Origin of the sequence: Paraburkholderia sartisoli (genome assembly GCF_900107685.1) — a bacterium.
In the GTDB taxonomy this organism is placed as follows: Bacteria; Pseudomonadota; Gammaproteobacteria; order Burkholderiales; family Burkholderiaceae; genus Paraburkholderia; species Paraburkholderia sartisoli.
Genome location: NZ_FNRQ01000003.1, coordinates 531085 through 556012 on the forward strand (window position 1 = coordinate 531085; position 24928 = coordinate 556012).

Here is a 24928-nt window from a genome sequence, read left to right on the forward strand (position 1 = left end):
CAACAGGCCCATACAGACAGACGGAGCAGTTCATGACCCAGATGACCGACCAAGGCGGGCTGCGCATTGCAGCCGGACTCAAACAGTTTATCGACAACGAAGCCCTGCCCGGCACCGGTGTCGATGCCGCCCGGTTCTGGGCGGGTTTCGATGCACTCGTACACGACCTCGCGCCCAGAAACCGCGCGCTGCTCGCCGAACGCGACCGGCTGCAAACGGAACTCGACACGTGGCATCGCGCGAATCCGGGCCCGGTGCGCGATCTCGCCGCGTATCGCGCGTTCCTCGAAGGCATCGGTTATATCGTGCCCGCGCCGGCGGCGTTCAAAGCGACAACCGCCAACGTCGACAGCGAAATCTCCACGCAGGCAGGCCCCCAACTCGTCGTGCCGCTGTCGAACCAGCGCTATGCACTCAACGCCGCGAACGCGCGCTGGGGCAGCCTGTACGACGCGCTCTACGGCACCGACGCGATTCCCGACACCGGTGGCGCCGAAAAGCAGAAGGCGTTCAATCCGGTGCGCGGCGCGCGCGTGATCGCATTCGCACGCGCGTTTCTCGACGAAGCCGCGCCGCTCGCAAGCGGCTCGCATGCGGACGCCACGCGTTACAGCATCGAAGGCAACGAACTCGTCGTCGTGTTGAAGAACGGCGCCACCGCGCTGCAAACGCCGGCGCAGTTCGCCGGCTTCCAGGGCGTGACGAATGCGCCGTCGGCGATCCTGCTGAAGCACAACGGCCTGCACTTCGAAATCCAGATCGACGCCAATGATCCGATCGGCAAGACCGACGCCGCGCACGTGAAAGACGTGCTGATGGAAGCCGCGGTGAGCACCATCATCGATTGCGAGGATTCGGTGGCCGCCGTCGACGCCGACGACAAGGTCCAGTTGTACCGCAACTGGATTGGCCTCATGAAAGGCACGCTCACCGAGGAAGTCACGAAGAACGGCAAGACGTTCACGCGCCGCCTGAACGCCGATCGCGAATATCGCCGCACCGACGGCTCGACGTTCAGGCTGCATGGACGGTCGCTGCTTTTCGTGCGCAACGTCGGGCATCTGATGACGAACCCGGCCATCACCGATCGCGACGGCCACGAGATTCCCGAGGGCATGCTCGACGCGGTCGTCACGACGCTCTGCGCGATCCACGATCTGAAGAACAGGCTGAATTCCCGCACCGGCTCGATCTATATCGTGAAGCCGAAGATGCACGGCCCCGCCGAAGTCGCGTTCGCCTCCGAACTGTTCGCGCGCGTCGAGACGCTGCTCGGCCTGCCGCACAACACGATCAAGATGGGCATCATGGACGAGGAGCGCCGCACGAGCGTGAATCTGCAGGCCTGTATCGCCGCGGCCGCCGAACGTGTCGCGTTCATCAACACGGGTTTTCTCGACCGCACCGGCGACGAGATGCATTCGGCGATGGAAGCCGGCGCGATGATCCGCAAGGGCGACATGAAGTCATCGAGCTGGATTGCGTCGTACGAACGCAATAACGTACTCGCCGGCCTCGACGCCGGACTGCGCGGCCGCGCGCAGATCGGCAAGGGCATGTGGGCGATGCCCGACCTGATGCACGCGATGCTCGAACAGAAGATCGCACATCCGAAGGCGGGTGCGAACACCGCGTGGGTGCCCTCGCCCACCGCGGCCACGCTGCACGCGCTGCACTATCACAAGGTCGACGTGCAGGCCGTGCAGGAAGGGATGGAACGCATCGCCTACGCAAGCGAGCGCGACGCGTTGCTCAAGGGGCTGCTCACCATTCCGGTCGTCGGGAAGGCGCAATGGTCGGACGACGAAATCCGCAGCGAAGTCGAGAACAACGCGCAGGGCATCCTGGGTTACGTGGTGCGCTGGATCGATCAGGGCGTCGGTTGCTCGAAGGTGCCGGACATTCACGACGTCGGCCTGATGGAAGACCGCGCGACGCTGCGCATTTCCAGCCAGCACATCGCGAACTGGCTGCGTCATGGCGTGGTGACGCCTGAGCTCGTGATGCAAACCATGCAGCGGATGGCGAAGGTCGTCGACAAGCAGAACGCCGGCGATCCGCTCTATCGCCCGATGGCACCCGACTTCGACGCGTCGCTTGCGTTCAAGGCCGCGTGCGCGCTCGTCTTCGAAGGGCGCGGGCAACCGTCGGGTTATACCGAGCCGCTGCTGCACAAGTTCCGTCTCGAACTGAAAGAGGCCCACGCATGACGGCCCCGCAAACGAAAGTGGTGACGCGCGCGGTCGTCACGGGCCACACGCGAGGCCTCGGCGACGCGCTCGCCGCGGCGCTGCTCGAACGCGGCATCGCGGTGCTGGGCGTCGCGCGTTCGCTGAACGCTTCGCTCGCGCAGCGCTATCCGCACGCGCTCACCGAAACCGAACTCGATCTCGCCGATCCCGCGCAGCTCGCGCAGTGGCTCGGCGGCGATGCGTTGCGCGGCTTTCTGGCGGGCGCGGCGCGCGTCGTGCTCATCAACAACGCGGGCATGGTGCAGCCGATCGGTCCGCTCGAAACGCAGGACGTGAGCGCGATCGCGGGCGCTGTCAGCCTGAACGTGGCCACGCCGCTGATGATGGCGAGCGCGTTCACCACCGCCAGTGCGGACGCAACCGACCGGCGCATCGTGCATGTTTCCAGCGGCGCGGCGCGCAACGCGTATGCGGGCTGGAGCATCTATTGCGCGACGAAGGCGGCGCTCGATCATCATGCGCGCGCCGTCGCGCTCGACGAAACCCGCGCGCTGCGCATCTGCAGTCTGGCGCCGGGCGTCGTCGATACCGGGATGCAGGCGGAAATCCGCGATGCGACCACGGAGCAGTTTCCGTCGCGCGGCAAGTTCGAAGACCTCAAGCGCAACGGGCAGCTGGCTTCGCCGGAAGCATCGGCGGCGAAGCTGGTCGACTACGTGTTGAGCGACGCGTTCGGGCAGGAACCGGTCGCCGATATCCGCTCGCTTTGACCGGCACGGCGAGCGGTTAAATGGGTGGTTAAGCGGGCGAAATTGACGATCTCAGCGGTCTCCGGCGGCGTTAGCTCGCCGGAGCCAAAGAGGGGGTAAGTCAGCCGGGGCCCGTCGGGATCGCGGCGATGACCTCACCCCTGATCGCAGCGGAGAGAGGCTTCGACCTGATGGATCGGCCTTCGCTTTTCCGCGCTTACTTGCCCTGAAGCAGCAGACCCAGCGGAGCAAGCGGACCGACTTGCATCAACTCATACTTCGCCCATCCGCCGGACGTAAGCGGCAGCTCGCCCACCGTCGCCCGGGCGTCTTCAAGCGACTCGACGTTCATGAGGAAGATCACGCCGGGCTTGTCCTGGCGGAACCACCACTGCTCGATCTTGCCTTCCAGATAGTGCCTGAGCGTGGCAGGCACCTCGACTGGCATGACCTGCTTCTTCTCTTCATCGGAGAGCGGTTTGGCGAACGATGCGATGGCTAGAACTTTCATGGGTGAACTCCTTGTGCAACGTGTGTTGCGGGCTGAAGGGTTTAAGCATGTGATCCACACCTGCGGAATTTCACGGTCGTAAACGACGGTTTTCAAGTCATTTACGCCACAGGGCAGACGAGAAAACTATAGTGTTTCAGCCACGAAAACGGTACAGTCGCAAACGACAACTTTAAGGTCGTTTACGCCATGAAAATTTTCGTACTGGCACTCGATGGAGTATTCGATACGGGGTTGACCGTACTGCTTGACGCGCTCGGGCTCGCCAACAGATTTGCGGCTGCACAGATGGGCGGGGCCCTCTCGTTCGAGGTGTCGATCGTCGGCGTGCGAAAGAAGGTCAGGTCCGGGCAGGGACTGGCCATACCCGTACAGGCGATAGCGCCGGATTCGAAGCCGGACTGGGTGATCGTTCCCGCGCTCAATACCGGAAGTCCGGAAACGTTGATCCCGTCACTCGGCCGGCGGGATGTGATTCAGGCGATGGAGCAGCTTCGAAAATGGCACGCGGAAGGCGCGAAGGTCGCGGCATCCTGTATCGGGACATTCCTGCTGGCGGAAACCGGGCTTCTTGATCAGGGCGAGGCCACGACCACCTGGTGGCTCGCTCCGCTGTTTCGGCAACGCTACCCCGATGTCCGGCTCGACGAGACCCGGATGCTCGTGTCGTCGGGCAGGATCGTTACCGCCGGAGCCGCCATGGGCCATCTCGATCTCGCCCTCTGGTTAGTGCGCAAGGCCAGCCCGGAGCTTGCGGCAGTCGTCTCGCGCTACCTGCTCGCTGATTTCCGTTCCTCGCAGGCGCCCTACATCATCCCCAACCATCTGGCGCAGGCAGATCCGGTCATACAGCGCTTCGAGCGGTGGGCCCGGGACCACCTCAAGGAAGGTTTCTCGCTGGAGGATGCAGCCGGCGCGCTGGCTACGAGCCCCCGGACATTGCAGCGGCGTTGCCAGGCCGTGCTCGGAAAATCGCCCCTTTCCTACTTCCAGGACCTGCGTGTCGAGCGCGCGAGATCGCTCGTCCACGGCAGCAACCTCGACCTCGATGCCATTGCCGCCGAGGTCGGATACGTCGACGGAGCGACGCTGGGGACGCTCTTGCGTGATCGTTTAGGACGGGGAGTGCGCGAGCTTCGCGCCGACCTCCGCTAGCAGATCTGACTTCGCGGAGACGGAAGCAGTAAAGAGGCCCGACTGAAACCACGGCCATCCGGTTTCCGCGCAACGTGATGTACGCAATCCGTTTCGGGTTGCGATGCAGCTCGTGATGCTAGCGGGGGTCGCGAGCCGCTATCCCGTCAGCCGGCGGTCAATACGCACGGGTGGTCACGAAAAGATCAGGGCTGGAAGCGTCCGTGAAAACTAGCAACATGGCTCGGCGAAGGCGAGTTCGACTACCGTCGCAAGCATCATGGCAGCGGCGTTGGCTGGAGGCGGCCTGGCTTTCGTGGGGCGGTAGATCGCATCGCCCGCGGCGATGCCCTGCCCGCTCAAGGCGCATGTGCCCGATCGTCTGGCTGTGGCAAGGCGCCAGACCTGTTCGCCGTACTTGCAACCTCGAGGGTCGCTCCACGATACCGTGGCCGTTCGTGGACTGGGTCGATCGAGCAGCGCGATCGCAACGTCGCCATTCCTGAACGGCAGACGGCTCGATCCGTGCGAATCGACTATCTCCCTGATTCGAGCCGTCAATTGATGCGCGCATCCCGCATCGAGCTGGCCGACCGTGCGCTGCCATGCAATGTCGGCCATCACGTATTGATCCACGATCAGTACTCCCGTCAAAAGTGAGGTGGCGTTTAGCTCAGCCGTATTTTCGGCTGCACGAGGCCGTTGATCCGCTCGGCGGTCCACAGCGTCATGGCCTTGCCGAAACCGTGCAAAGCCTGCTGATGCTGCCGGTAAAGCATGGCGTGACTGAGCTGCGCGAATCGGCCCTTGATAAACCCGCCACGGAAAAACCCGAACTGCCCGAGCGTCCCAAAAGCGTTGTAATCGCTCAGCGACACCAGCGCGCCGAAGTCGCGAAATGCAAAGTCAGGCAATGAGCCGCTGCCGAGCCAGGCCGGCAAGTGCCTTGCGAGATGTTGTGCCTGTTGCGTGGCGACCTGCGCCGTGGGAGCGAGAGGACGTTCATTGCCGGCGAGCGTCAGCGTCGAGCAGTCGCCGAGGGCAAATAGTGTGTCGTCGCCCTGCGCCTGCAGGGTTGGCCCGACGATGATCTGACTGGAACGATTGCTCTCGATCCCATTCAGCTTGCTCAGGAAATCAGGGGCCTTGACACCCGCCGCCCATACCATCAAATCCGCCGGCTGCCGGCTGCCGTCGCTCAGTCGGAGTCCATCCGGTTCGGCGGCGGTCACTCGCGTACCCGTTCGCACCGTGAAACCGATATGCCGTAACTGCGCCTCGCTCGACTCCGACACCGCCGGTGGAAACGCCGCCAGTACGCGCGGTGCGCTTTCATAAAGAGTGAGGTTCAGACGTGAGCGGATGCTGGGATCGCCGTAACTCGACGCCACTTCGAGCAGGCGGCTCAATTCCGCTGCCAGTTCGACGCCGGTCGCTCCGGCGCCGACGATCGACACGCGCAACGGGCTATTCGTCACAACGCTCTGGAATATGCGGATTCGCAATGCTTCGTTGAAGACTTCCGCCTGTGCCTGGCTGTCGATGAAATGGCAATGATCGAGTATGCCTGGGGTGCCGAAGTCGTTGGCGCGACTGCCTAACGCAAGTATCAGTACGTCGTATTCGACCGTGCGCGGGCCGATCACAACTTCACCTTCCTTCGAACGCAGCGCAGCCAGCTTGACGACGCGCGCATTGCGGTCCAGGCCTTCCATTTCGCCGGGCTGATAGCTGAAGCCGTGGTCGCGGGCGTGGGCGAGATAGATGACCTGCTGTTGCTGGACATCGCGCGTGCCTGCCGCGATCGTGTGCAGCATGGGCTTCCAGATATGGGTTGCGCTTTTGTCGATCAACGTGACCTGGGCGCGACCGCTGCGGCCAAGCGTGTCGCCCAGCCTGGTCGCGAGCAGAAGTCCGGCGATACCTCCGCCGACGATGACGATCCGGGTGGTCTGACGCATGGCTATATATTCTACGAGTGATGAATTAAATGCGATACTAAGGTTTCGATGAGTTCATGTCAAACCGAAGCCGCTGTCATTCGCGGCGCGGCACCCGTTAAAATTCTGAGCTTTCCCTGAACACGATCTACTGTCGCCGATGAAACACCCTAACGACCAGGCCCCGCGCGCCACGACGACTCCCACGCCGCGTCGGTCGCGCGGCCGTCCAGCGTGCAGTGACGCGGGTGGCGCCGACGCATTGCTGCGCAGCGCCCGGGGGGCGTTCGCGCGGAGTGGCTATGAGGCGACGAGCGTGCGCGAAATCGCCAGGGCGTCGGGTGTCGACCCCGCGCTGGTCGCGCATCACTATGGCTCGAAGGAAGCGCTGTGGATCGCCGTGGTGGACCAGATCGCCGATGAAGCAGCTCCCATGGTCGCGAAGGTCGCCGCCTTGCGGGAGATTTCAGGTCCAGGAGCGCGCGCGCGCGTCGAGGGTGCCGTGTCGATCCTGATCGACCAGGTGTTTCTGACGCCAGACGTCGGCATGTTTTTTTCGACCGCCGCAACCGAAACGGGAGAACGCCTTAACCTGCTGATCGAGCGGGTGGTGCGGCCGTTTCATGACGTGTTCGTGCCGTTGCTCGTCGATGCGATCGAAACAGGTGAGATTCCGCGGCAGGATCCCGACATCATGTTCATGATGCTCGCCAATGGCATCAGCAAAACCGTCGCCTATAGCCACGTGCTGAGTTCGTTCTCCTCCTTGCCGCGGCGCGCCAGGGAATTCAAACGTGCCGTTCTGACGACTGCTTTGGCCATGCTCGGCTGAACCGCCGCGGCCGCCACACCCATGTGTGAACGCGAAAGAACGGGGAAAAAGGCGAAAAACTCAGACGCGCGGCAGATCGTCGATCGATTTTTCGACGTGGCCGCCGGGTATATCCGTATCGATGCCGTCGTGGCCGTCCGTGTGCGAGACGGTCTTGATCTTCGGACCGAGGAGCCGCATGCCGCCGAGCGTGTAGAGCGACCAGACCAGGTTGCCCGCACGGATCACGTTGACGACCTCGTCCACCTCGACGATTTCGTGCTGTGACAGCCACTCGTGGGTCTTCGGATTGATGAGCGCCCAGCGCACGTGCGTGACGCGGTCGTTAGCAGGGTTGATGCGTACAGCGTCAACAGCGTACGTAGCCATGGCCATCTCCATCGTCCTGACCGTCAGATCGTAGCATGACGGCCGCCCGGCACAAGCGGCGGCGCAGCCCTGCGTCACGCCTCGAAATCGAGCCCGCCAATCAATATCGACGGTTCCGCCTGCGAGCGCGAGCCGAAATCGATCGCGCGCCCGCCCTGCCAGTTGTCGAGCTTGCGCGGCAACGCGTCGAGATAGCGGGCGAAGCGTGCCTCGCCGCCCGGCGCCTGCAAGCCGTGAATCGCGTCGCTGTCCCACGTCAGCGAAACGTCGAGCGGATACGGATAGCCGTGGCCGGCCGGCAGGATGTCGGCGGTGATGCGCACCCGCGTGGGATGCAGCGCGCCGCCATACGGAATCACGTCGACGTGGACGCGTTCGCTGAAAATCCGCGCGAGCGTGGCGGTGATGCGCGGTACGAAATCGTGCTCGAAGCGCGCGGCGGTCTCCTGGTTCATGGTCGTTCACCGATGAGGTCAGGCTGGCAGTGTCGTTCATCGGCGCCCGGCGCGCAACGGGCTGCGCGGGCTGCATGGGTCTAACCACGCCGGGGCGCACGTCACCCCGGCCTGGGATATCCTTTTCCCTTGCCGGGCCACACCGCCCCCCTCACCCCTCATTCAACGCGCCGCCACAGGAACCCCATGGACCGCCTGCAAGCCATGACTGCCTTTCTGACCGTGGTGGATACCGGCGGGTTCGCGTCGGCGGCCCGCAAGCTGAAGGTGTCGCCTTCCGTGGTGACGCGCATGGTGGGCGAACTCGAGGACGCGATGGGCGTGCGGCTCCTCACCCGCACGACGCGCACGGTGCGCATGACCGACACCGGCGCCGATTATGCCGACCGGTGCCGCCGCATTCTCGCCGACATCGAGGAAGCCGAGCAGTCGGCCACCAGCATGCACGGCACGACGCGCGGCCTGCTGTCGATCACGTCGTCGATGCTGTTCGGCAAGTACTACGTGACGCCGATCGTCACCGACTATCTCGGCCGGTATCCGGAAGTCGACGTCAGCTGCTGGTTTCTCGATCGCGTCGTGAACATCGTCGATGAAGGGATCGACGTCGCGATCCGCCTCGGCGACCTGCCGGATTCGTCGATGCAGGCGGTACGCGTCGGACAGGTTCGCCGCGTGGTGTGCGCGTCGCCGGATTATCTGGCGCAGCACGGGGTTCCCCGCCATCCCGAGGACCTGGCCGGCCGCGCGATCGTGTCGGCAAGCGGCGTGTCGACGCTCTCCGAATGGCGTTTTGGCAGCGACGAGCGCCGGCACGCGGTGCGCGTCAAACCGCGGATGACCACGACGACCAACGATTCGGCGATCAGCGCGGTCGTCGCGGGCCTCGGGCTCACGCAACTGCTGTCGTACCAGGTCGCGCAGCAACTGCGCGACGGCACGCTGCGGATCGTGCTGGAGGCGTTCGAACCGCCGCCGCTGCCGATCAACGTGATGCATCGCGAAGGACGCCACGTCACGCGCAAGGTCCGCACGTTCGTCGATCTCGCGATCGAAACGCTGCGTTCGAACGACTCGCTCAACCCGTAGCGGTTGCGCCGCTGCCCGGGCTGAAACGCCCATACGGTGGCCTTTCCCCGCACTCTTCTCGTTTCGCGAATGGTCAATTCTCCGCGCGACGGATTCAAACCCGTGACGACGACGCCTAGACTGCAATCGCTGTCTGATCCGTCCCACCTGAATCCGTCCGGAGAGAACCGAATGAAGCTTTACTACCACCCGCTGTCTGGCCATGCGCATCGTGCACGCCTCTTTCTTTCGCTGCTCGGCATCGAACACGAACTGGTCGAAGTCGACCTGACGAAGCGCGAACAGAAGTCGCCCGAATTCCTGAAGCTCAACGCGTTTGGCCAGATACCGGTGCTGGTGGATGGCGACACGGTGATTCCCGATTCGAACGCGATCCTGGTCTATCTGGCGAGCCGCTTCGGCAAGACCGACTGGCTGCCCGTCGAGCCGCGGCAGGCCGCGGCCGTGCAGCGCTGGCTGTCGGTTGCCGCCGGCGACCTCGCGTTCGGCCCCGCCGCCGCGCGTCTCGTCACGCTGTTCGGCGCGCAGCTCCACGCCGATGAAGTGATCGCCCGCGCACACACCCTGCTCGCGCGCATCGAAACGCAACTGACAGGGCGTGAGTGGATCGCGCTCGCGCATCGTTCGATTGCCGACGTGGCGCTTTATAGCTACGTCGCCCGCGCGCCGGAAGGCAACGTCGACCTCGGCGCGTATCCGAACGTGACGGCGTGGCTCGGCCGCGTCGAGGCGTTGCCGGGTTTCGTGCCGTTCGCGCAGTCGCCAGTCGGGCTCGCCGCGAAAGCCGCCTGATCGTTTGAGCCTTCGAGCGTGGATGCGCCCTGTCCACGCGAACGCCTGCCTTGCCGGGAGCTGCCATGATGATCGAAGCACCTGAAACGCCTGCACGTTCGCCGTGGCACGCAGGCGAGCTCGCCATCCAGCGCAAAACCGGCGTCGACAAACGGATGGACGAAACCGGCCGCCGCGTGCTGCGCGACTTTCTGCCGGAACAACATCGTGCGTTCTATCCGCTCCTGCCGTACGTGATGCTCGGCGCGGTCGATCCGGCCGGCGACGTGTGGGCAACCGTGCGCGCCGGCCAGCCGGGCTTCATGCATTCGCCGGATGCGCGCACGCTGCACATCCGCAACGCGCGTGACGCGCTGGACCCCGCCGACAGCGGCATGGAAGACGGCCACGCAATCGCGCTGCTCGGCATCGATCTCGTGACGCGCCGGCGCAACCGGCTGAACGGCACGGTGCGACGCGAGAACGCGAGCGGATTCGATCTGCTCGTCGGCACGAGCTTCGGCAATTGTCCGCAATACATCACGCTGCGCGACTTTGAGTTCGTTCGCGACGCGGCGATGCCCGCGAGCATCGCGCCGCAATACGCGGACCATCTCGACGAACGCGCCCGCGCGCTGATTCGCGGCGCCGATACGTTTTTCGTGGCCTCGTACGTGGATCGCGACGAAGACGGCGTGACGCAACGCCAGGTCGACGTCTCGCATCGCGGCGGCAAGCCGGGCTTCGTGCGCATCGGCGACGACGGCGTGCTGACGGTTCCCGATTTCGCCGGCAACCTGTTCTTCAATACGCTCGGCAATTTTCTGGTCAATCCGAAGGCCGGGCTCGTGTTCACCGATTTCGAAACCGGCGACCTGCTGCAGCTCACGGGCGACGCGGAAGTCATTCTCGATTCGCCGGAAATCGCGGCATTTCAGGGTGCCGAAAGGCTCTGGCGCTTCACGACGCGTCGCGCGGTGTTTCGCGGTGGCGCGTTGCCGCTGCGCTGGACGAAACGCCGCGACGGCGCCTCGCCGAACGCGCTGCTCACGGGCGACTGGCACGAAGCCGCGAGCCGTCTGAAGGCCGCGTCGCTCGCTAACGCGTGGCGGCCGATGAAGATCGCGCGCGTCGTCGACGAAAGCGCGACGATCCGTTCGTTTCATCTGGAACCGGCCGACGGTGCGGGGCTCGTGCCACATGCCGCGGGTCAGCATCTGCCGGTACGCGTGACGCTGCCTGGCGAAACCCGACCGGTGTTGCGCACCTACACGTTGTCGGTCGCGCCTTCCGATGGTCTCTACCGGATCAGCGTGAAGCGCGAAGGACGCGTGTCGTCGTATCTGCACGACGCGCTCTCCACCGGCGACGTGATCGAGGCGCGCAGCCCGGCGGGCAGCTTCATCATCGATGCCGCGGAGCGCCGTCCGGCTGTACTGCTTGCCGCGGGCGTCGGCATTACGCCGATGCTCGCGATGTTGCGGCATGTCGTCTATGAAGGGCTTCGCACGCGCCGCATCCGCACGACGTACCTGTTGTATGCGGCGCGCTCGAAGGCGGAACGCGCGTTCGAGCGTGAAATCGCCGCGCTCGAACAGGCGGCCGGCGGCGCGGTGCGCGTGATCCGCGTGTTGAGCCAGACCGACGGCGCACTCGAATCGCAGGATTACGACGAAGCCGGCCGTATCGATGTGGCGATGCTGAGCCGCAGGCTTCCGTTCAACGACTACGACTTCTATCTTTGCGGTCCGGCGCCGTTCATGCAGAGCGTCTATGACGGCCTGCGCTGGCTGAACGTCGCCGATGCACGCGTTCATGCGGAGGCGTTTGGGCCGGCGTCGCTGGTGCGTAAAGTGGATGCGGATGCAACGGATGCGGTCAAGCCGGCGGCGCGGCCCGCGCAGGTTGCCGTGCCGGTCGTGTTCATGAGGTCGGGCAAGGAAGCACGCTGGACGCCCGAATCCGGGACGCTGCTCGAACTCGCGGAAGCGCGCGGCCTCGCGCCGGAATTCAGCTGCCGTGGCGGCAGTTGCGGCACCTGCCGGACGCGGATTCTGGAAGGCGCGGTGGCGTATCCGGTCGCGCCTGCGGTGGAAGTGGCCGCGGGTGATGTCTTGATCTGCTGTGCCGTGCCTGCAGCGGTTGAGGCCGGCGCTGAAACGCCGGTTCGCCTTCAACTGGATCTGTGACCCAGGGTTCTGGCAAACGGGTTTGGGCGAGCGGTGCGATTTGATCCGGTTAACCACTGCCCTGTCCGAATTCGCCAGAAGGCAGTCGCCGGAAGGATCGGACCGTTAGTTGCCTTTTTGAACCTGTATTAGCGCCCGCGAAAAGGTGGCGACAATGCCTGCGTTTCCTGTGCGAACGTATGCCATGCAAAAAGGCGTCTGACAGATGGTGGCATTCACCGCCACCCGTCAGACGCCCTCTTTCCGCCACGCAACGGACCGAAGCCCGCCGCGTGTCGTGTGCCCTACGCGATCATCCTACGAGCACGGCCTCTTCGCTGTCCACCGTCGCTTCTTCTTCGACGGAATGACGGATCAGATAATCGAACGCGCCAAGCGACGCCTTCGCGCCCTCGCCGACCGCGATCACGATCTGCTTGAACGGCACGGTCGTCACGTCGCCGGCGGCAAACACGCCCGGCACCGACGTCGCGCCTTTCGCGTCCACCACGATCTCGCCGTGCTTCGACAGTTCAACCGTACCCTTCAGCCATTCGGTATTCGGCACGAGGCCGATCTGCACGAACACGCCTTCGAGTTCCACGCGCTTCGGTTCGCCCGAACGCAGGTCCTGGTAGACCAGGCCATTGACCTTCTTGCCGTCGCCCGTGATTTCAGTTGTTTGTGCGTGCGTCACGATCGTCACGTTCGCGAGGCTGCGCAGCTTGCGTTGCAGCACTTCGTCGGCACGCAGCTGTGCGCCGAATTCGATCAGCGTGACTTCGCGCACGATGCCGGCCAGGTCGATCGCCGCTTCGACGCCCGAATTGCCGCCGCCGATCACCGCGACGCGCTTGCCCTTGAAGAGCGGGCCGTCGCAATGCGGGCAGTAGGCCACGCCATGATTGCGATACTCGCGCTCGCCCGGCACGTTGATTTCGCGCCAGCGTGCGCCGGTTGCCAGCACGATCGTCTTCGCTTTCAACACCGCGCCGTTCGCAAGACGCACTTCGTGAATGCGGCCCGGAACCAGCGCTTCGGCACGCTGGACGTCCATGATGTCGACTTCGTAACTCTTCACGTGCTGCTCGAGCGCGGTGGCGAACTGCGGTCCTTCCGTTTCCTTCACCGACACGAAATTTTCGATCGCGAGCGTATCGAGCACCTGGCCGCCGAAGCGTTCCGCCACGACGCCCGTCACGATGCCCTTGCGCGCCGAGTAGATCGCAGCCGCCGCGCCCGCCGGGCCGCCGCCGACGATCAGCGTGTCGAATACCGGCTTCTTTTCCAGTTCCTTCGCGGCGCGTGCGCCCGCGCCGCTGTCGAGCTTCGCGAGGATTTCCTTCACGCCGCTACGGCCCTGGCCGAACACTTCGCCGTTCATGAACATCGTCGGCACCGCCATGATCTGGCGTGCCTCGACTTCGTTCTGGAACAGCGCGCCGTCGATCGCGACGTGACGGATGCGCGGGTTGATCAGCGCCATCACGTTCAGCGCCTGCACGACTTCCGGGCAGTTCTGGCATGACAGCGAAAAATACGTTTCAAACCGATAATCGCCTTCGAGGTTCCGGATCTGCTCGATCACGGGTTCATCGAGCTTCACCGGATGGCCGCCGACCTGCAAAAGCGCCAGCACCAGCGACGTGAACTCATGGCCCATCGGAATGCCCGCAAAGCGGATGCCGGTGTCCTTGCCCGGCTCGCCGATCGAAAACGACGGCTTGCGCTCGGTGTCGCCGCGACGCTCGATCACCACAACACGGTCCGACAGCGAAGCGATGTCGTTCAGCAGCGCGATCAGTTCCTGTGATTTGGCGCTGTCGTCGAGCGAAGCGATGATCTCGATCGGCCGGCTGACCTTTTCGAGGTAGGTTTTCAACTGGGTCTTGAGATTGGCGTCGAGCATGGTCTTGTGGATTCCGTAACGGGGATGGCGGGCGCCGTGTGCTGCGGGCTGCGAGGCGAAGAGAGCCGGGCCGCTGCGTGCATTGGCACGCAAGCACCCGCGCAGGCACGCGCCATATCGCGTATGGCGCGTGCTGCGACGTGACGTGGGCTTTAGATCTTGCCGATCAGGTCGAGCGACGGGGTCAGCGTTTCGGCGCCCGGCGTCCACTTCGCGGGGCAGACTTCACCCGGATGCGCGGCGATGTATTGCGCGGCCTGCACCTTGCGCAGCAGTTCGCCTGCGTCGCGGCCAATGCCGTTGTCATGGATTTCGCACAGCTTGATCTCGCCTTCCGGGTTGATCACGAACGTGCCGCGCAGGGCCAGACCTTCTTCTTCGATCAGCACGTCGAAGTTGCGCGAGATCGCGAGCGTCGGATCGGCAATCATCGGATAGTTGATCTTTTCGATCGTGTCCGACGTGTCGTGCCATGCCTTGTGCGTGAAATGCGTATCGGTCGACACGCTGTAGATTTCGACGCCGAGCTTCTGGAATTCGGCGTAACGATCGGCCAGGTCGCCCAGTTCGGTCGGGCACACAAACGTGAAGTCGGCCGGGTAGAACACCACGACAGACCACTTGCCCTTGAACGATTCTTCCGTCACCGGAACGAATTCACCCTTGTGATAGGCGGTTGCTTTGAACGGTTTAACCTGGCTGTTGATGATAGGCATCGTTGAGTCCTTTGTTTGCGTGGTGGAGAAAGTGAGGTCATTGTGCCTGGAGCAGATACATAGTTAAAGTTGATTGTTTTCATCATCGTGATTTGCATTTGCTATTGATCAGGCCGCACACGTCCCGGGCGTAGAATTTCTGGCTGAGACGTGCATTTGCCGGGCTTTTCCGCGTTCTGGCACGCTCTGGCCGGCCGTTGGGGCATGAGACAGCCCTGAAACGCGCCGCACGCGCCAATTCCAGCAGGAGTCACACATGAGCGATGCCACGCCACAGTCGGTCGTCAAGGTCAGGCCCGACCGGGAAATTGCCACGCAACAGCGGCTTCCGTACTTCGTGGGGTTGTCGGCGCGGTCGGCCGGCACGCGCGAACTGTCGATGTATCTCATCGCCGTGCCGCCCGGCGGCCATGCGGAACCGCATTCGCATCGCGGCTACGAGACGGGCATCTATGTGCTGGAAGGAAGCGTGGAGACGCGTTACGGCGCGGGGCTGCGCGAATCGGTGATCACCGAGGCCGGCGATTTCCTGTTTATCCCACCGGGCGTGCCGCATCAGCCGTTCAACCTGAGCGAGACGACGCCCGCGAGAGCGATCGTCGCGCGCACCCTCGCGGACGAAACCGAGCAGATCGTGCCGTACGATCCGTCCGTCGAAGGCTGAATACGGGCGTTTGCCCGCGGAAGCTGCCGATCTTGCTGAAACGGGTTCGCGCTTCTCAGGCCGCGGCTGCCTGCGGCATCGCGGCTTCGCTGTGTTCGCCGCCCAGCGCGTCGGTGAGGTCCGTGAACATCTGCGCGAGTTCGCCCGTCATCAGCGCGAAGTCTGAATCGAAGCGTTCGTCGTCGTTCTGCGCGGTCGGGTCCGGCGCTTCCTTCACGACGTCGAGCGGCGTGACGCGCTTGATCACGAGCGAGGGCGTCATCACGAACGAAATACGGTCGTTCCAGGTCATCGCGAGACGCATGCACTGCTTGCCTGCCTCGATGTGGCGACGCATGTCGTCGGCTTCGAGCGCGTGGCCGACGTAGCGCACCGTCGCGTTGCCCTCGCCCGCGGAGCGCAGCTCGGCGTCCTGATCGACGGTGAAGCCGCCGGGCGCATCGCCCGAGAGTAGCCAGTCGGTCATCGCCGCCACCGGCGAGAGCGCGACACGCACGCTTGCGAGCGGCAAGCCGTCGATGGATTTGACGAGCAGGCTGCGCACGTCGTCGGCGAGTGCCTGCGCGGCGGCGTCGATGACGAGCCAGCCGTTGGCCGTGTCGATCCACACGCGCGTGTCGCGCCGGATGCTGAACGCGCGGGGCAGCAGTTCGTCGGTGACCTGCTCCTTGATCTCCTTCATCTGCTTGCGGCCGGGCTTGTAGCCCTGCTGTTCCTCGATCTCGAGCGCGCGCGCCTTCGTGACCTGGTTCACCACCGATGCGGGCAGCAGCTTCTTTTCCGAGCGAAACGTGAGCAGCATCTGGCGATGATTCGAGTAGACGAGCGGGCCACTCTCGCCATTGTCGGTGCCGCGCGGCGGCGCCCAACCCTGGCGCTGCATCTCGACGCTGCTGCCGGGCTGGAACGCGTGCGCCGCGAGGGCGTCTTCGAGCTGCTCAGCAGTGATGGACCACGGGGACGAAAGACGGTGAAGCTGAAGGTTCTTGAACCACATGTGGATGCGCCCGGCAAAGGGCAAGATTCTATACGAGCGCGTGCGATTCACGCGCGGATGTCACCGGACGTGTTGTGCATTTAAAGCCTGATAAAAAATGGGCGCTCTTTTGAACGCCCATTTCGTGACCGCGCGTACCGTGAACAACTGCCAAAACAACCCGCCTAGAACGCCGATCTCACGACGCCGCCATCCACGCGCAACGCCGCGCCATTCGTCGCCGCAGACGCTTCCGAGCACACATACACCACCATGTTCGCGACTTCTTCCGGTGTGGTGAAACGCTTGAGCAGCGAAGTCGGACGCCCGGTTTCGAAGAATTCCTTCTCGAACTCCTTGAGTGATTTTCCGGCCGCGAGCTTCGTTGCGAATTCGGTGACACCATCCGAACTCGTCGGTCCCGGCAACACCGCGTTCACGGTCACGCCGGTTCCCGCGCAACTCTCTGCAATGCCACGCGACAGGCTCAGCTGAGCGGTCTTCGTCACGCCGTAGTGAACCATCTCGACCGGAATCTGGATGCCGCTCTCGCTGCTGATAAAGACAATGCGCCCCCAGTTCTTCTGCTTCATCTTCGGCAGATATGCCCGCGAGAGCCGGACGCCCGACATCACGTTCGTGTCGAAGAAATGCTGCCAGTCTTCGTCCGGAATCTCCTCGAACGGCTTCGGATCGAAGATGCCCAGGTTGTTCACCAGCACGTCGACGGCCGGATGCTTTTCAACGAGCGCGGCAATCTGCTTCGGATCGGCGAGATTGCCGGCGAAGCCTTCAGCGCGCGCGTCGGGAAGCTGTGCGCGCAGCTTTGCCAGCGCTTCGTCCACCGATTGCTGGGCGCGTCCATTGACGATCACGCGCGCGCCTTCGCGTGCGAGACCGGTGGCGATTGCAAACCCGATACCTTTGGTCGAGCCGGTAACGAGCGCGAGTTTGTCCTTGAGATGCAGATCCATCGAGACGATTCCTCCAGAGAAATTCCGGCGCACTCGCGCGGTACGGTGTGTCAAGCACGTCCGGATCTGGCGCGCGATGCGCCAGGCAGGGTCACCATCGTAGCGCTGCCGCAGCTTTTTCGCTCGTGTCGATGCCGTCGGTTTCCGCCACGTTACAGATACCCAGGGGCGCGATACATGCGTCGCTGCGTCGCCGTTACCCGTTACCGCGCGCCCGCCTGTGCGCCCTGACCTCGCGACTGGCGCGAAAAGAGCGGCGCGATGAAATCGACACCCAGCGTGATCACCAGCGCAGTCGCGCCGATGGCGAACAGCAGGCGATGGTTTCCACCGCTACCATTGAAGATCGCCGAGTAGCTGTAGCCCGCCAGCGCCTGAAACGCGGCGAACGCGGTCGTGACGCGACTCCAGATCACGTTCTGCCTCGCAGCGTTGCCCGGCGCGGTTTCATGCACGCGGGCCAGCATGAGCGGAACGATGCCGGGCGGAAACGTGCCGATCACAACCGTCAGCAGACCGATTACAACGTGACTGCTCGAGACCGCGAGCCCTGCGACCGCGATCGCCTGCACGAACACGAGCACACGCAGTGCAGAGCGTGAGCCGAGACGGTCCGCGAAAACGCCGTACACCGGCGGCCCGAAAATCGCGCCGACCCCGTACAGGATCCAGAACAGCGACCCGAGGTGCGCGCCCGCACCGAGTCCGCGTGCAATGAAATCGACGAGAAACACCATCGTCGGCACGAGACCGATCGCCATCAACGCGTATTCGACGTACAGCACGTTGGTTTCCACACCCGATGTGACCGGCGCGGCGCTGGACGCATCGACTTCGGCGGCCTTTGCGGCGGGCGCGTCCTTCGTCGGCCAGCCGGTCCAGCTCGCGGCGGTCAGCACGGCGGACACCACCGCGAGACCGATCCACGCTGCGCGCAGGCCGAGTTCCAGCAGCAATGGCACGATCGTGCCCGATGCCGCGATGCCGAGCCCAAGCCCGAGAAACACCGCGCCGCTCGCGAGGCCCTTGCGATCGCCCGGCACGTGCGGCAAAACAGTCGCCGCGACCAGCACCATGATCACCCCACCGGCGACACCGGACAGCAGGCGCCATGCAAAGAACCAGCCGACCGAAACCGGAAACGCGCAGGCGAGAAAAGCCAGCGTGATCAGCACCTTCATGCCGCGCAACGTATGGACGTTCGACACGCGGCTCCCCAGCGGACGGCCGATCAGCGCACCGATCAGATAGCCGGCCAGGTTCGCCGCGCCAAGGTAGACGACATCGGACGCTGAAAACCAGTGCGCCTGGATCAGCGAAGGGATCAGTGGCGTGTACGCAAACCGCGCAAGACCGATGCCGATAAGACTGGCGCTCAGGCCGGCAAAAATATGCCGCCAGATGGCCGCGTTACTCGCCACGGATGGTGTGTCGAGAAAAGTTGGAGTGGACATGAACCGGGCTCTCCGCAAAAACTGCAGGACGTGAAGGCGCGCTTAAAAGGCGGAATGTCGCTTCGTCGTTATTTTTGACACGAATGACAATGTTTGCATCGTAGCGATCGTTGACACTCACGTCAATGATTGTGTGCGCGAACACTGTGTTCACGAAAACGTGCAGGTGATTGTGGTGTGGGGGTAGCCGCATATTCCCTCGACGCGGAACGCGGATCCGAAGGCGAACAGGCGGGGGCGCCGTCTCGCGCTTGCATACGAGCTTGATGCCGGCGTTTCGAGATGTCGTGTAAGCTGGCCGCGTTCAGGCCATGGGCGCGTATGTCACGCGCCCGTTTCGCCTGCTCGGCGCTGTTGTGATCGCGTCGACGGTTGTCACCATCGATTGCGATGACGACGTCGAGCACCGAAATCTTTCCCGCCGGTCGTGCAAGCGCGAAACCGCCCTTCGTGCCGTCAGTCGCGACAACGCGATTCGCCTTGTGCCGTTTCGTGAAAAGTTCGCGACGTAGTCTGCCGGCACGCCTTGCAGTTCGGCCAGATCGCGAACACTCGTGTCAGGAACGCCGGACACCCGCTCCGTTAAATAAATCAGGCAATGCAGGCCGTATTCAACGCCCGCGCCGATGTGAGACGTACTCTACTTCGACATGCCGTATCGGAGTTTGGAGAGCGCGGTTTTGGCGTGTTTATCAATAGTCAGGCGATTGAACGAATCAGGACGGCTACTGGGTCGACTCATCGCGATGGCCGCGGGATCTGATGCTCACATCGGCACGCTTCGGAATACAACGCGCTGAGATGAGTCAGACGCATCGGGATATCTCGCCTCCCCACTTCTGGACCGCGCGTTTGAATCTGCGCGACGAGCTTTATGGTCGAGTGTGGGCCATGTTGTCTCGTTTCGCGAATCGACTCATCATCGGCGCAGTTTCTGATTCGCACCTATTGTAAATAGCCCGGAATTTTCGCTTTACACGCTTGTAGCGCCTCGGTGCCATGATCGACAATTCCGAACCGGTATTTGCAATAATCAGCAAAGCGCGCTCGATCGATCGGCGGCAACTGATCGATCGACTCGTCATCGCCTTCGTTGGCAAACGGGTCGTAGAACTTCATCTGCAACGTCGGATACCGCTTCAGGAAGAACGTGGTTTGCGTCTCGTGATCGAGATACGAATTGACATACCCTGTATAGCAGACCATCACGATAACAATGCCTGCACCGGCAATTGCCATCATCCATTTCCGTGGCGCATTCATGGTGCCCTCAGGCCAGTCAATTTCCGCAGTTCTTTGACGAGCGCCAAGCCAACATTGCCCGGGCAAATCTTACCCTCACCCAGTTGATCGGGGAATTCGCGGTGACCTCCAAGGGTATTGATGTAAAAGAATTCCCGCAAAATGGCGATGAATGCTTCAAGCGACTGCTTTTGTTTTTCGGGCACTCGCGGCCGGTCGTTGAAACCCATGGCATCGAAAAGCTTACGGATTACCGCGACGCCATCGCGGCCTTCGTCGGGAGTCGTCAAATTCTCTAGCAGCACAATGCCAATAACTCCCGTGTTGTAGTTGTGAACATTCTCGCCTTTGAACCGGATATCCCGACCTTCGAATACATTACCGAAACAGTCAAGCGCATAGTGATATCCAATATCGTCGCTCGCCGCCGTGCTCCGTCCCATTTGCATATCCTGGATTTCCTGCATCTGAAGCGCTGCAGGACCACATGTGAAGCTACGACCGGCATGATGTATGGCAATCCTGGTGTAATCCCAGTCGTCGTGCATCCGCTCCGGGCGATTCTTGTGCGCAGCCCAATGTGATCGTTCCACAAAGTTCATGCCGTTTCGTCTCACGTGGTTGATGATCGCTTGTCGCGTCGCGGCCCGATCGTCAACCCTGATCAAGACAGCATCGTCTTTGCTGCTGTCTGCCATCGTAGAAGCCGATGTCCAATGCTCAATGTTGTAATCCGTCCCCATGGCTATTTTCCTTGACGGGGTTTCAGGACGCGCTTCGGCGACGAAAAGATGACATGAACGTTGAACTGTTGCTCGCCGTTGGTCTCGATCTTCGCGTAGCCCTGTCCGTCTGTCTTTCCGGACTGTCTTACGCCTGCAATTTCGGCAACAAACTCCCGATTGGCCATCCGCTCTCCAGTAATACGGTCCTGCACAAGACACCAGCAGCTATGTTTCCGCTCGTCCATGGCCCGGGATGAGGGTGCTGCAGTGGCAACGCGGCTCGACTCGCCAGGGTTTTTGCTGGCGCTGACGCCCGTTATTATGAATTTTCGCCCGTACATCGCGATCACCCGGGGGGCGATAGCACATTTGCATGCGACCTCATCCCCGCCGACTGCCTGCCGCCTGCCGCCATTCACCAGGTCAAGTATCCGGCGGTTCTCCGGAACCGGCGCTCCACCGACAATCACCCCCATGCTCTGGCAGGCAACGCACCACGCTGGATCGCCGATGAAAGCCATCCTGCGAGATCTGCCATCTTCGCCCTTGATCGTGCCCACCTTGCCACTGGCGTGTACCCGACTCCCGTTGCCGCTCGTCAGCGGGTCATCCTCCACTGCCGCATAAAAAACTGTCATCTGCTTATACCTCCGGAAACGGCACTAATGGCATATTCATAGTGTTTTGGCATGCTAACGTTTCATGTGTAAATGAACGCCGTACTGGAACGGCGATCTGGTCAGGATAACCGTCGTTATTCAGATGTTTTCTCAAAAGTCGTCAGACACTGATGGGCGTCAAGCTATCGCAGGTACGCCCTTGAGATGTCGGTTCGCGAATGGTTTTTTGGACGGAAGATTGCGACCCGGAAAGAAGTAAAGCGGCTTTGCGAAGTGGTTAATCGATGTTGGCGGTGCGAAATTACGGGACCAGCCGGAAGCGCTCACCTCCTTGCGTATTGGGACGCGATTGGCGACGCGAGCGCGACGATCAGGCTCCGCCGCCGTTCCGTCGCCAGGGCTATCGGCCACAGTCGACTTTTATTTGCTATCGAAAATCGAGCGAGGGAATTCGCGCTATCACCGCCGCGCACCCGCAGTGTTCGGCAACGCAGATGCGGTCGATTGACGGCATCAATACGGTAATTCGCAGCAGAGAATTTTTCTTCGAGCAGCGGTGAGCTGTTGGCGCGTTAATGTCGCTATCGTAGCGATGGCGGGCACAGGGAAACGGGCAGAAAGCAGTTGCTCACCAGGCATCGCAACGCGGCGAGACACAATGCAACAACGATGCCCGGTGGAACGCCTCAAGCATTTGATTTCATCAGATACCGTTGCCCTGGAAAGCTGCACTTTCCAGATTTGCGGGTACTTTCGCGGACAGAAACGAAAACAGGCCCCAAAGGGCCTGTCTGCTTGATATTCTGGCGGAGAGACGGGGATTCGAACCCCGGATAGGTATTAACCTATACACGCTTTCCAGGCGTGCGACTTAAACCGCTCATCCATCTCTCCGGCGGGAGGCAGATTATAGCAAACTCTGGGGCCCGCGCCACATCCTCCTGCGCGGCGCGTAAAACACCCGCAAAAAGCACCGCAAGGCAACACCCTCACGGATGCCGGATATAGTCGACCAGCGCCCGCGTCCAGGCGTCCGGCCTGCGGTCCACGAGACTCACCGCAATCGCCACGAGAAACCCCGCCGGCACACCGAACACGCCCGAGCTGATCGGCTCGATGCCGAACCAGTGCGCGCCCGTGAAACCCGTCAGCTGCGTGAAAAACGGGTACGTCGACACGATGTAGTAGATGCACACCCCGAGCCCCGCCACCATCCCCGCCACCGCGCCACGACGCGTCGTGCGCTTCCAGAACACGCCCAGCACCAGCACCGGAAACAGACTCGAAGCCGCGATCGAAAACGCGGCGCCCACCAGAAACAGGATATTCCCCGTATTCAGCGAAGCCACGTACGAAGCAAACAGCGCGACCCCAAGCAACAGGATCTTCGAGATGGTCACCCGCCGCTGGCTCGATGCCGATGGATCGACCATGTGATAGTAGACATCGTGCGACAACGCGTTCGCGATCGTCAGCAGCAGGCCATCGGCGGTGGAAAGCGCCGCCGCCAGCGCGCCCGCGGCGATCAGCCCCGACATCACGTACGGCAGCCCCGCGATTTCCGGCGCCGCGAGCACGACCATGTCGGGCTGCATCTGGATCTCGCTCCAGCGCACGATGCCGTCGCCGTTCATGTCCGAAATACCGATCAGATACGGCTCGATCCGCCGCCACTGCATCACCCATTGCGGCAGATCGGCAAATCGATGCCCGACGAGGTTCGACAGGATTTCGTATTTGATCAGCACCGCGAGCACCGGCACCGTCAGATAGAACAGCGCGACGAAAAAGAGCGTCCACCCCACCGACCTGCGCGCCGACGCCACCGATGTCGTCGTGTTATAGCGCGTCAGAATATGCGGCAGACTCGCCGTCCCCAGCGAAAGGCACAGCAGCAGCGAAAGAAAATTGCGTCGATGAAGGTTGCTGTCTTCTCCGCTCACGGCAGGAAACGCCTCGTACATCGGCACGGGCGCCGACGCGCGCAGCAGCATCTCGTCGCGCTGCTGCGTCCATATGCCGTGCGCGGCCACGGCGTCACGCGGAAACGCCGCCAGCGCGCGCTCGCGCTCGTTGATGTCGCGCAGCGGTCCGTTGTGCCGGCGCAGATCGGCGATTTCCTGCGTCAGCCGGCTCTTCTCGTCGACGAAAGACTGCGGCAGCGCATCGAGCCGCGCCTGCATGTCGGCCGCGCGCCGCCGGAAGTTGTCGCGGACCGTCTGCTCGGGCGGCGCGTCGCGCACCTGCCGCTCGAGCGTCTCGACCCGCTCCATCAGCCGGCCGTAGTTGAATTGCGGCACCCAGCCGAGTCCGTCCTTGTGCGCGATCATCGACACCGGAATCAGGATCGCGACGATCAGGATGATGTACTGCGCGACCTGCGTCCACGTCACCGCACGCATGCCGCCGAGAAACGAACACACGAGAATGCCCGCCAGCCCGCAGAAAATCCCGATGGAGAAATCGACGCCGATAAAGCGCGTCGCGATCAACCCGACGCCCTGAATCTGCGCGACGAGATAGACGAACGAACACAGGATCGCGGAGAACGCGGCAAGCCCGCGTACGGCGTTGCTCGAAAAGCGCGTGCCGAGAAAGTCGGGAATCGTGTAGCGCGCGAGCTTGCGCACATACGGCGCGAGCAGGAACGCGACGAGGCAGTAGCCGCCCGTCCACCCCATCATATAGGCAAGGCCGTCGTAACCGGTGGCGTAAAGCGAGCCGGCAAGGCCAATGAACGAAGCCGCCGACAGCCAGTCCGCAGCCGTCGCCATGCCGTTGAACGCGGACGGCACGCGCCGCCCCGCGACGTAGTATTCGACGAGATCGGACGTGCGCGAAAGCAGCCCGATGGTGGCATAGACGGCAATCGGCACGAACAGGAACACGTAGCCGATCCACGTGCCCGCTCCGGTCGCGCGCTCGACGCGCCACAACACGTAGATGAAAAAGAGAAAGCCCAGCGTATAGAGCGCGTATGAAAGGATGAGTCGATGGGTCAGCTTCATCGGCTCAGGATTCCCCGCTCGCGATGTCGGCTTCGCGTGCCGCCTGCAACACGCGATCGGCACGCTGCATCAGCACGATATACACGGCGATCAACACGAGGTAGACCAGAATCGCGCCCTGCGCGCCCATATAAAACGGCAGGCTGAAACCGGCGAAACGCACGCCGGCCAGCCGGCCCGCCGCCATCGGCACGACGAACGAAACGACGAAACCGATCGCCATGAGCGCCGCGATCAGCCAGAGGTTGAAACGCCAGTAGCGCCGATGCGCGCGCGCCAGCGCTGCCGAGACCGGCGGCGGTTCGGGCAGTGGATTGATGTTTTGATGAGCGGTGTGGTTTGGCGCGGCCATGCGCCTGTGTATCAAAAAGCCACTGCTCAGGCAATAAGGATTGTCATCGCAGTGGCTTCATTCAACACAGGTCGTGGC

At 62.8% G+C, this 24928-nt stretch carries 23 protein-coding genes, 1 tRNA gene and 1 pseudogene; 8 read left to right on the plus strand and 17 right to left on the minus strand.

What is annotated here, in order from left to right:
* Window positions 1-32 precede the first annotated feature (32 nt).
* The gene (locus BLV45_RS13680) at window positions 33-2210 is read left to right on the plus strand and encodes a malate synthase G (RefSeq protein ID WP_090533756.1); all 2178 of its coding nucleotides are present in this window, start codon (window positions 33-35) and stop codon (window positions 2208-2210) included.
* A complete protein-coding gene (locus BLV45_RS13685; RefSeq protein ID WP_090533758.1) occupies window positions 2207-2962 on the plus strand; it encodes an SDR family oxidoreductase in 756 nt (251 codons plus the stop codon). Before BLV45_RS13680 ends, BLV45_RS13685 begins: the two co-directional genes overlap by 4 nt.
* A 196-nt stretch (window positions 2963-3158) precedes the next feature.
* On the opposite strand, the gene BLV45_RS13690 is transcribed toward BLV45_RS13685, so the two are convergent.
* Window positions 3159-3452 (minus strand): hypothetical protein, encoded by a 294-nt coding sequence (locus tag BLV45_RS13690; RefSeq protein ID WP_090533760.1) that lies wholly within the window; start codon window positions 3450-3452, stop codon window positions 3159-3161.
* Between the two features lie 189 nt (window positions 3453-3641).
* Here BLV45_RS13690 and BLV45_RS13695 point away from each other — a divergent pair, with 189 nt between their 5' ends.
* Window positions 3642-4607 (plus strand): GlxA family transcriptional regulator, encoded by a 966-nt coding sequence (locus tag BLV45_RS13695; protein WP_090533762.1) that lies wholly within the window; start codon window positions 3642-3644, stop codon window positions 4605-4607.
* Between the two features lie 210 nt (window positions 4608-4817).
* Here the strand turns inward: BLV45_RS13695 and BLV45_RS13700 are convergent, their stop codons facing one another.
* Window positions 4818-5222 (minus strand): DUF3331 domain-containing protein, encoded by a 405-nt coding sequence (locus BLV45_RS13700; protein ID WP_245753233.1) that lies wholly within the window; start codon window positions 5220-5222, stop codon window positions 4818-4820.
* 32 nt (window positions 5223-5254) lie between these two features.
* Window positions 5255-6547 carry an NAD(P)/FAD-dependent oxidoreductase gene (locus tag BLV45_RS13705; RefSeq protein WP_090533764.1) on the minus strand — a complete coding sequence of 431 codons (1293 nt, stop codon included), beginning with the start codon at window positions 6545-6547 and terminating at the stop codon, window positions 5255-5257.
* 139 nt (window positions 6548-6686) lie between these two features.
* Here BLV45_RS13705 and BLV45_RS13710 point away from each other — a divergent pair, with 139 nt between their 5' ends.
* Window positions 6687-7358 carry a TetR/AcrR family transcriptional regulator gene (locus BLV45_RS13710; protein WP_090533766.1) on the plus strand — a complete coding sequence of 224 codons (672 nt, stop codon included), beginning with the start codon at window positions 6687-6689 and terminating at the stop codon, window positions 7356-7358.
* A 60-nt stretch (window positions 7359-7418) separates the two neighbouring features.
* Here the strand turns inward: BLV45_RS13710 and BLV45_RS13715 are convergent, their stop codons facing one another.
* Entirely contained in the window at window positions 7419-7727 is a 309-nt protein-coding gene (locus tag BLV45_RS13715) for a hypothetical protein (RefSeq protein WP_090533768.1), read from the minus strand.
* A 74-nt stretch (window positions 7728-7801) separates the two neighbouring features.
* Window positions 7802-8182, minus strand: coding sequence for a DUF5594 family protein (locus tag BLV45_RS13720; RefSeq protein WP_090533770.1), 381 nt, complete (start codon window positions 8180-8182; stop codon window positions 7802-7804).
* A 186-nt stretch (window positions 8183-8368) separates the two neighbouring features.
* Between BLV45_RS13720 and BLV45_RS13725 the strand changes: the two genes are divergently transcribed.
* The 3 genes from BLV45_RS13725 to BLV45_RS13735 all read left to right on the plus strand — a co-directional run bounded on the left by BLV45_RS13725 (window position 8369) and on the right by BLV45_RS13735 (window position 12231).
* Complete coding sequence (locus BLV45_RS13725; RefSeq protein WP_090533772.1) at window positions 8369-9271, plus strand: LysR substrate-binding domain-containing protein; 903 nt, start codon at window positions 8369-8371, stop codon at window positions 9269-9271.
* A gap of 171 nt (window positions 9272-9442) precedes the next feature.
* Window positions 9443-10063 carry a glutathione S-transferase family protein gene (locus BLV45_RS13730; protein WP_090533774.1) on the plus strand — a complete coding sequence of 207 codons (621 nt, stop codon included), beginning with the start codon at window positions 9443-9445 and terminating at the stop codon, window positions 10061-10063.
* Between the two features lie 65 nt (window positions 10064-10128).
* The gene (locus BLV45_RS13735) at window positions 10129-12231 is read left to right on the plus strand and encodes a 2Fe-2S iron-sulfur cluster-binding protein (protein ID WP_090533776.1); all 2103 of its coding nucleotides are present in this window, start codon (window positions 10129-10131) and stop codon (window positions 12229-12231) included.
* 292 nt (window positions 12232-12523) lie between these two features.
* On the opposite strand, the gene ahpF is transcribed toward BLV45_RS13735, so the two are convergent.
* Window positions 12524-14119: an alkyl hydroperoxide reductase subunit F gene (gene ahpF, locus BLV45_RS13740; protein ID WP_090533778.1), complete on the minus strand. Its 1596-nt coding sequence runs from the start codon at window positions 14117-14119 to the stop codon at window positions 12524-12526.
* Window positions 14120-14271: 152 nt separating this feature from the next.
* Window positions 14272-14835, minus strand: coding sequence for an alkyl hydroperoxide reductase subunit C (gene ahpC, locus BLV45_RS13745; RefSeq protein ID WP_090533782.1), 564 nt, complete (start codon window positions 14833-14835; stop codon window positions 14272-14274).
* A 256-nt stretch (window positions 14836-15091) separates the two neighbouring features.
* On the opposite strand from ahpC, the gene BLV45_RS13750 reads away from it, so the two are divergent.
* Window positions 15092-15499 carry a cupin domain-containing protein gene (locus BLV45_RS13750; RefSeq protein ID WP_090533784.1) on the plus strand — a complete coding sequence of 136 codons (408 nt, stop codon included), beginning with the start codon at window positions 15092-15094 and terminating at the stop codon, window positions 15497-15499.
* A gap of 55 nt (window positions 15500-15554) precedes the next feature.
* Here BLV45_RS13750 and BLV45_RS13755 read toward each other — a convergent pair whose 3' ends face one another.
* The 10 genes and pseudogenes from BLV45_RS13755 to BLV45_RS13800 form a co-directional block, all read right to left on the minus strand.
* Window positions 15555-16496 (minus strand): recombination-associated protein RdgC, encoded by a 942-nt coding sequence (locus tag BLV45_RS13755; protein WP_090533786.1) that lies wholly within the window; start codon window positions 16494-16496, stop codon window positions 15555-15557.
* A gap of 164 nt (window positions 16497-16660) precedes the next feature.
* Window positions 16661-17449: an SDR family NAD(P)-dependent oxidoreductase gene (locus tag BLV45_RS13760; RefSeq protein ID WP_090533787.1), complete on the minus strand. Its 789-nt coding sequence runs from the start codon at window positions 17447-17449 to the stop codon at window positions 16661-16663.
* Window positions 17450-17652: 203 nt separating this feature from the next.
* Complete coding sequence (locus BLV45_RS13765) at window positions 17653-18903, minus strand: YbfB/YjiJ family MFS transporter (protein ID WP_090533788.1); 1251 nt, start codon at window positions 18901-18903, stop codon at window positions 17653-17655.
* A gap of 374 nt (window positions 18904-19277) precedes the next feature.
* Window positions 19278-19531 (minus strand): annotated as a pseudogene (locus BLV45_RS27865) (RrF2 family transcriptional regulator); the annotation flags it as partial.
* 317 nt (window positions 19532-19848) lie between these two features.
* Window positions 19849-20142: a hypothetical protein gene (locus BLV45_RS13775; RefSeq protein ID WP_245753234.1), complete on the minus strand. Its 294-nt coding sequence runs from the start codon at window positions 20140-20142 to the stop codon at window positions 19849-19851.
* A gap of 20 nt (window positions 20143-20162) precedes the next feature.
* Window positions 20163-20888, minus strand: coding sequence for a peptidoglycan recognition protein family protein (locus tag BLV45_RS13780; protein WP_090533791.1), 726 nt, complete (start codon window positions 20886-20888; stop codon window positions 20163-20165).
* A gap of 2 nt (window positions 20889-20890) precedes the next feature.
* Window positions 20891-21508 carry a PAAR domain-containing protein gene (locus BLV45_RS13785; RefSeq protein WP_090533793.1) on the minus strand — a complete coding sequence of 206 codons (618 nt, stop codon included), beginning with the start codon at window positions 21506-21508 and terminating at the stop codon, window positions 20891-20893.
* 786 nt (window positions 21509-22294) lie between these two features.
* Window positions 22295-22384, minus strand: a tRNA-Ser gene (locus BLV45_RS13790).
* 95 nt (window positions 22385-22479) lie between these two features.
* Window positions 22480-24498 carry a sodium:solute symporter family protein gene (locus BLV45_RS13795; protein WP_090533795.1) on the minus strand — a complete coding sequence of 673 codons (2019 nt, stop codon included), beginning with the start codon at window positions 24496-24498 and terminating at the stop codon, window positions 22480-22482.
* Window positions 24499-24502: 4 nt separating this feature from the next.
* Window positions 24503-24850 carry a DUF4212 domain-containing protein gene (locus BLV45_RS13800; protein WP_090533797.1) on the minus strand — a complete coding sequence of 116 codons (348 nt, stop codon included), beginning with the start codon at window positions 24848-24850 and terminating at the stop codon, window positions 24503-24505.
* Between the last annotated feature and the right edge of the window lie 78 nt (window positions 24851-24928).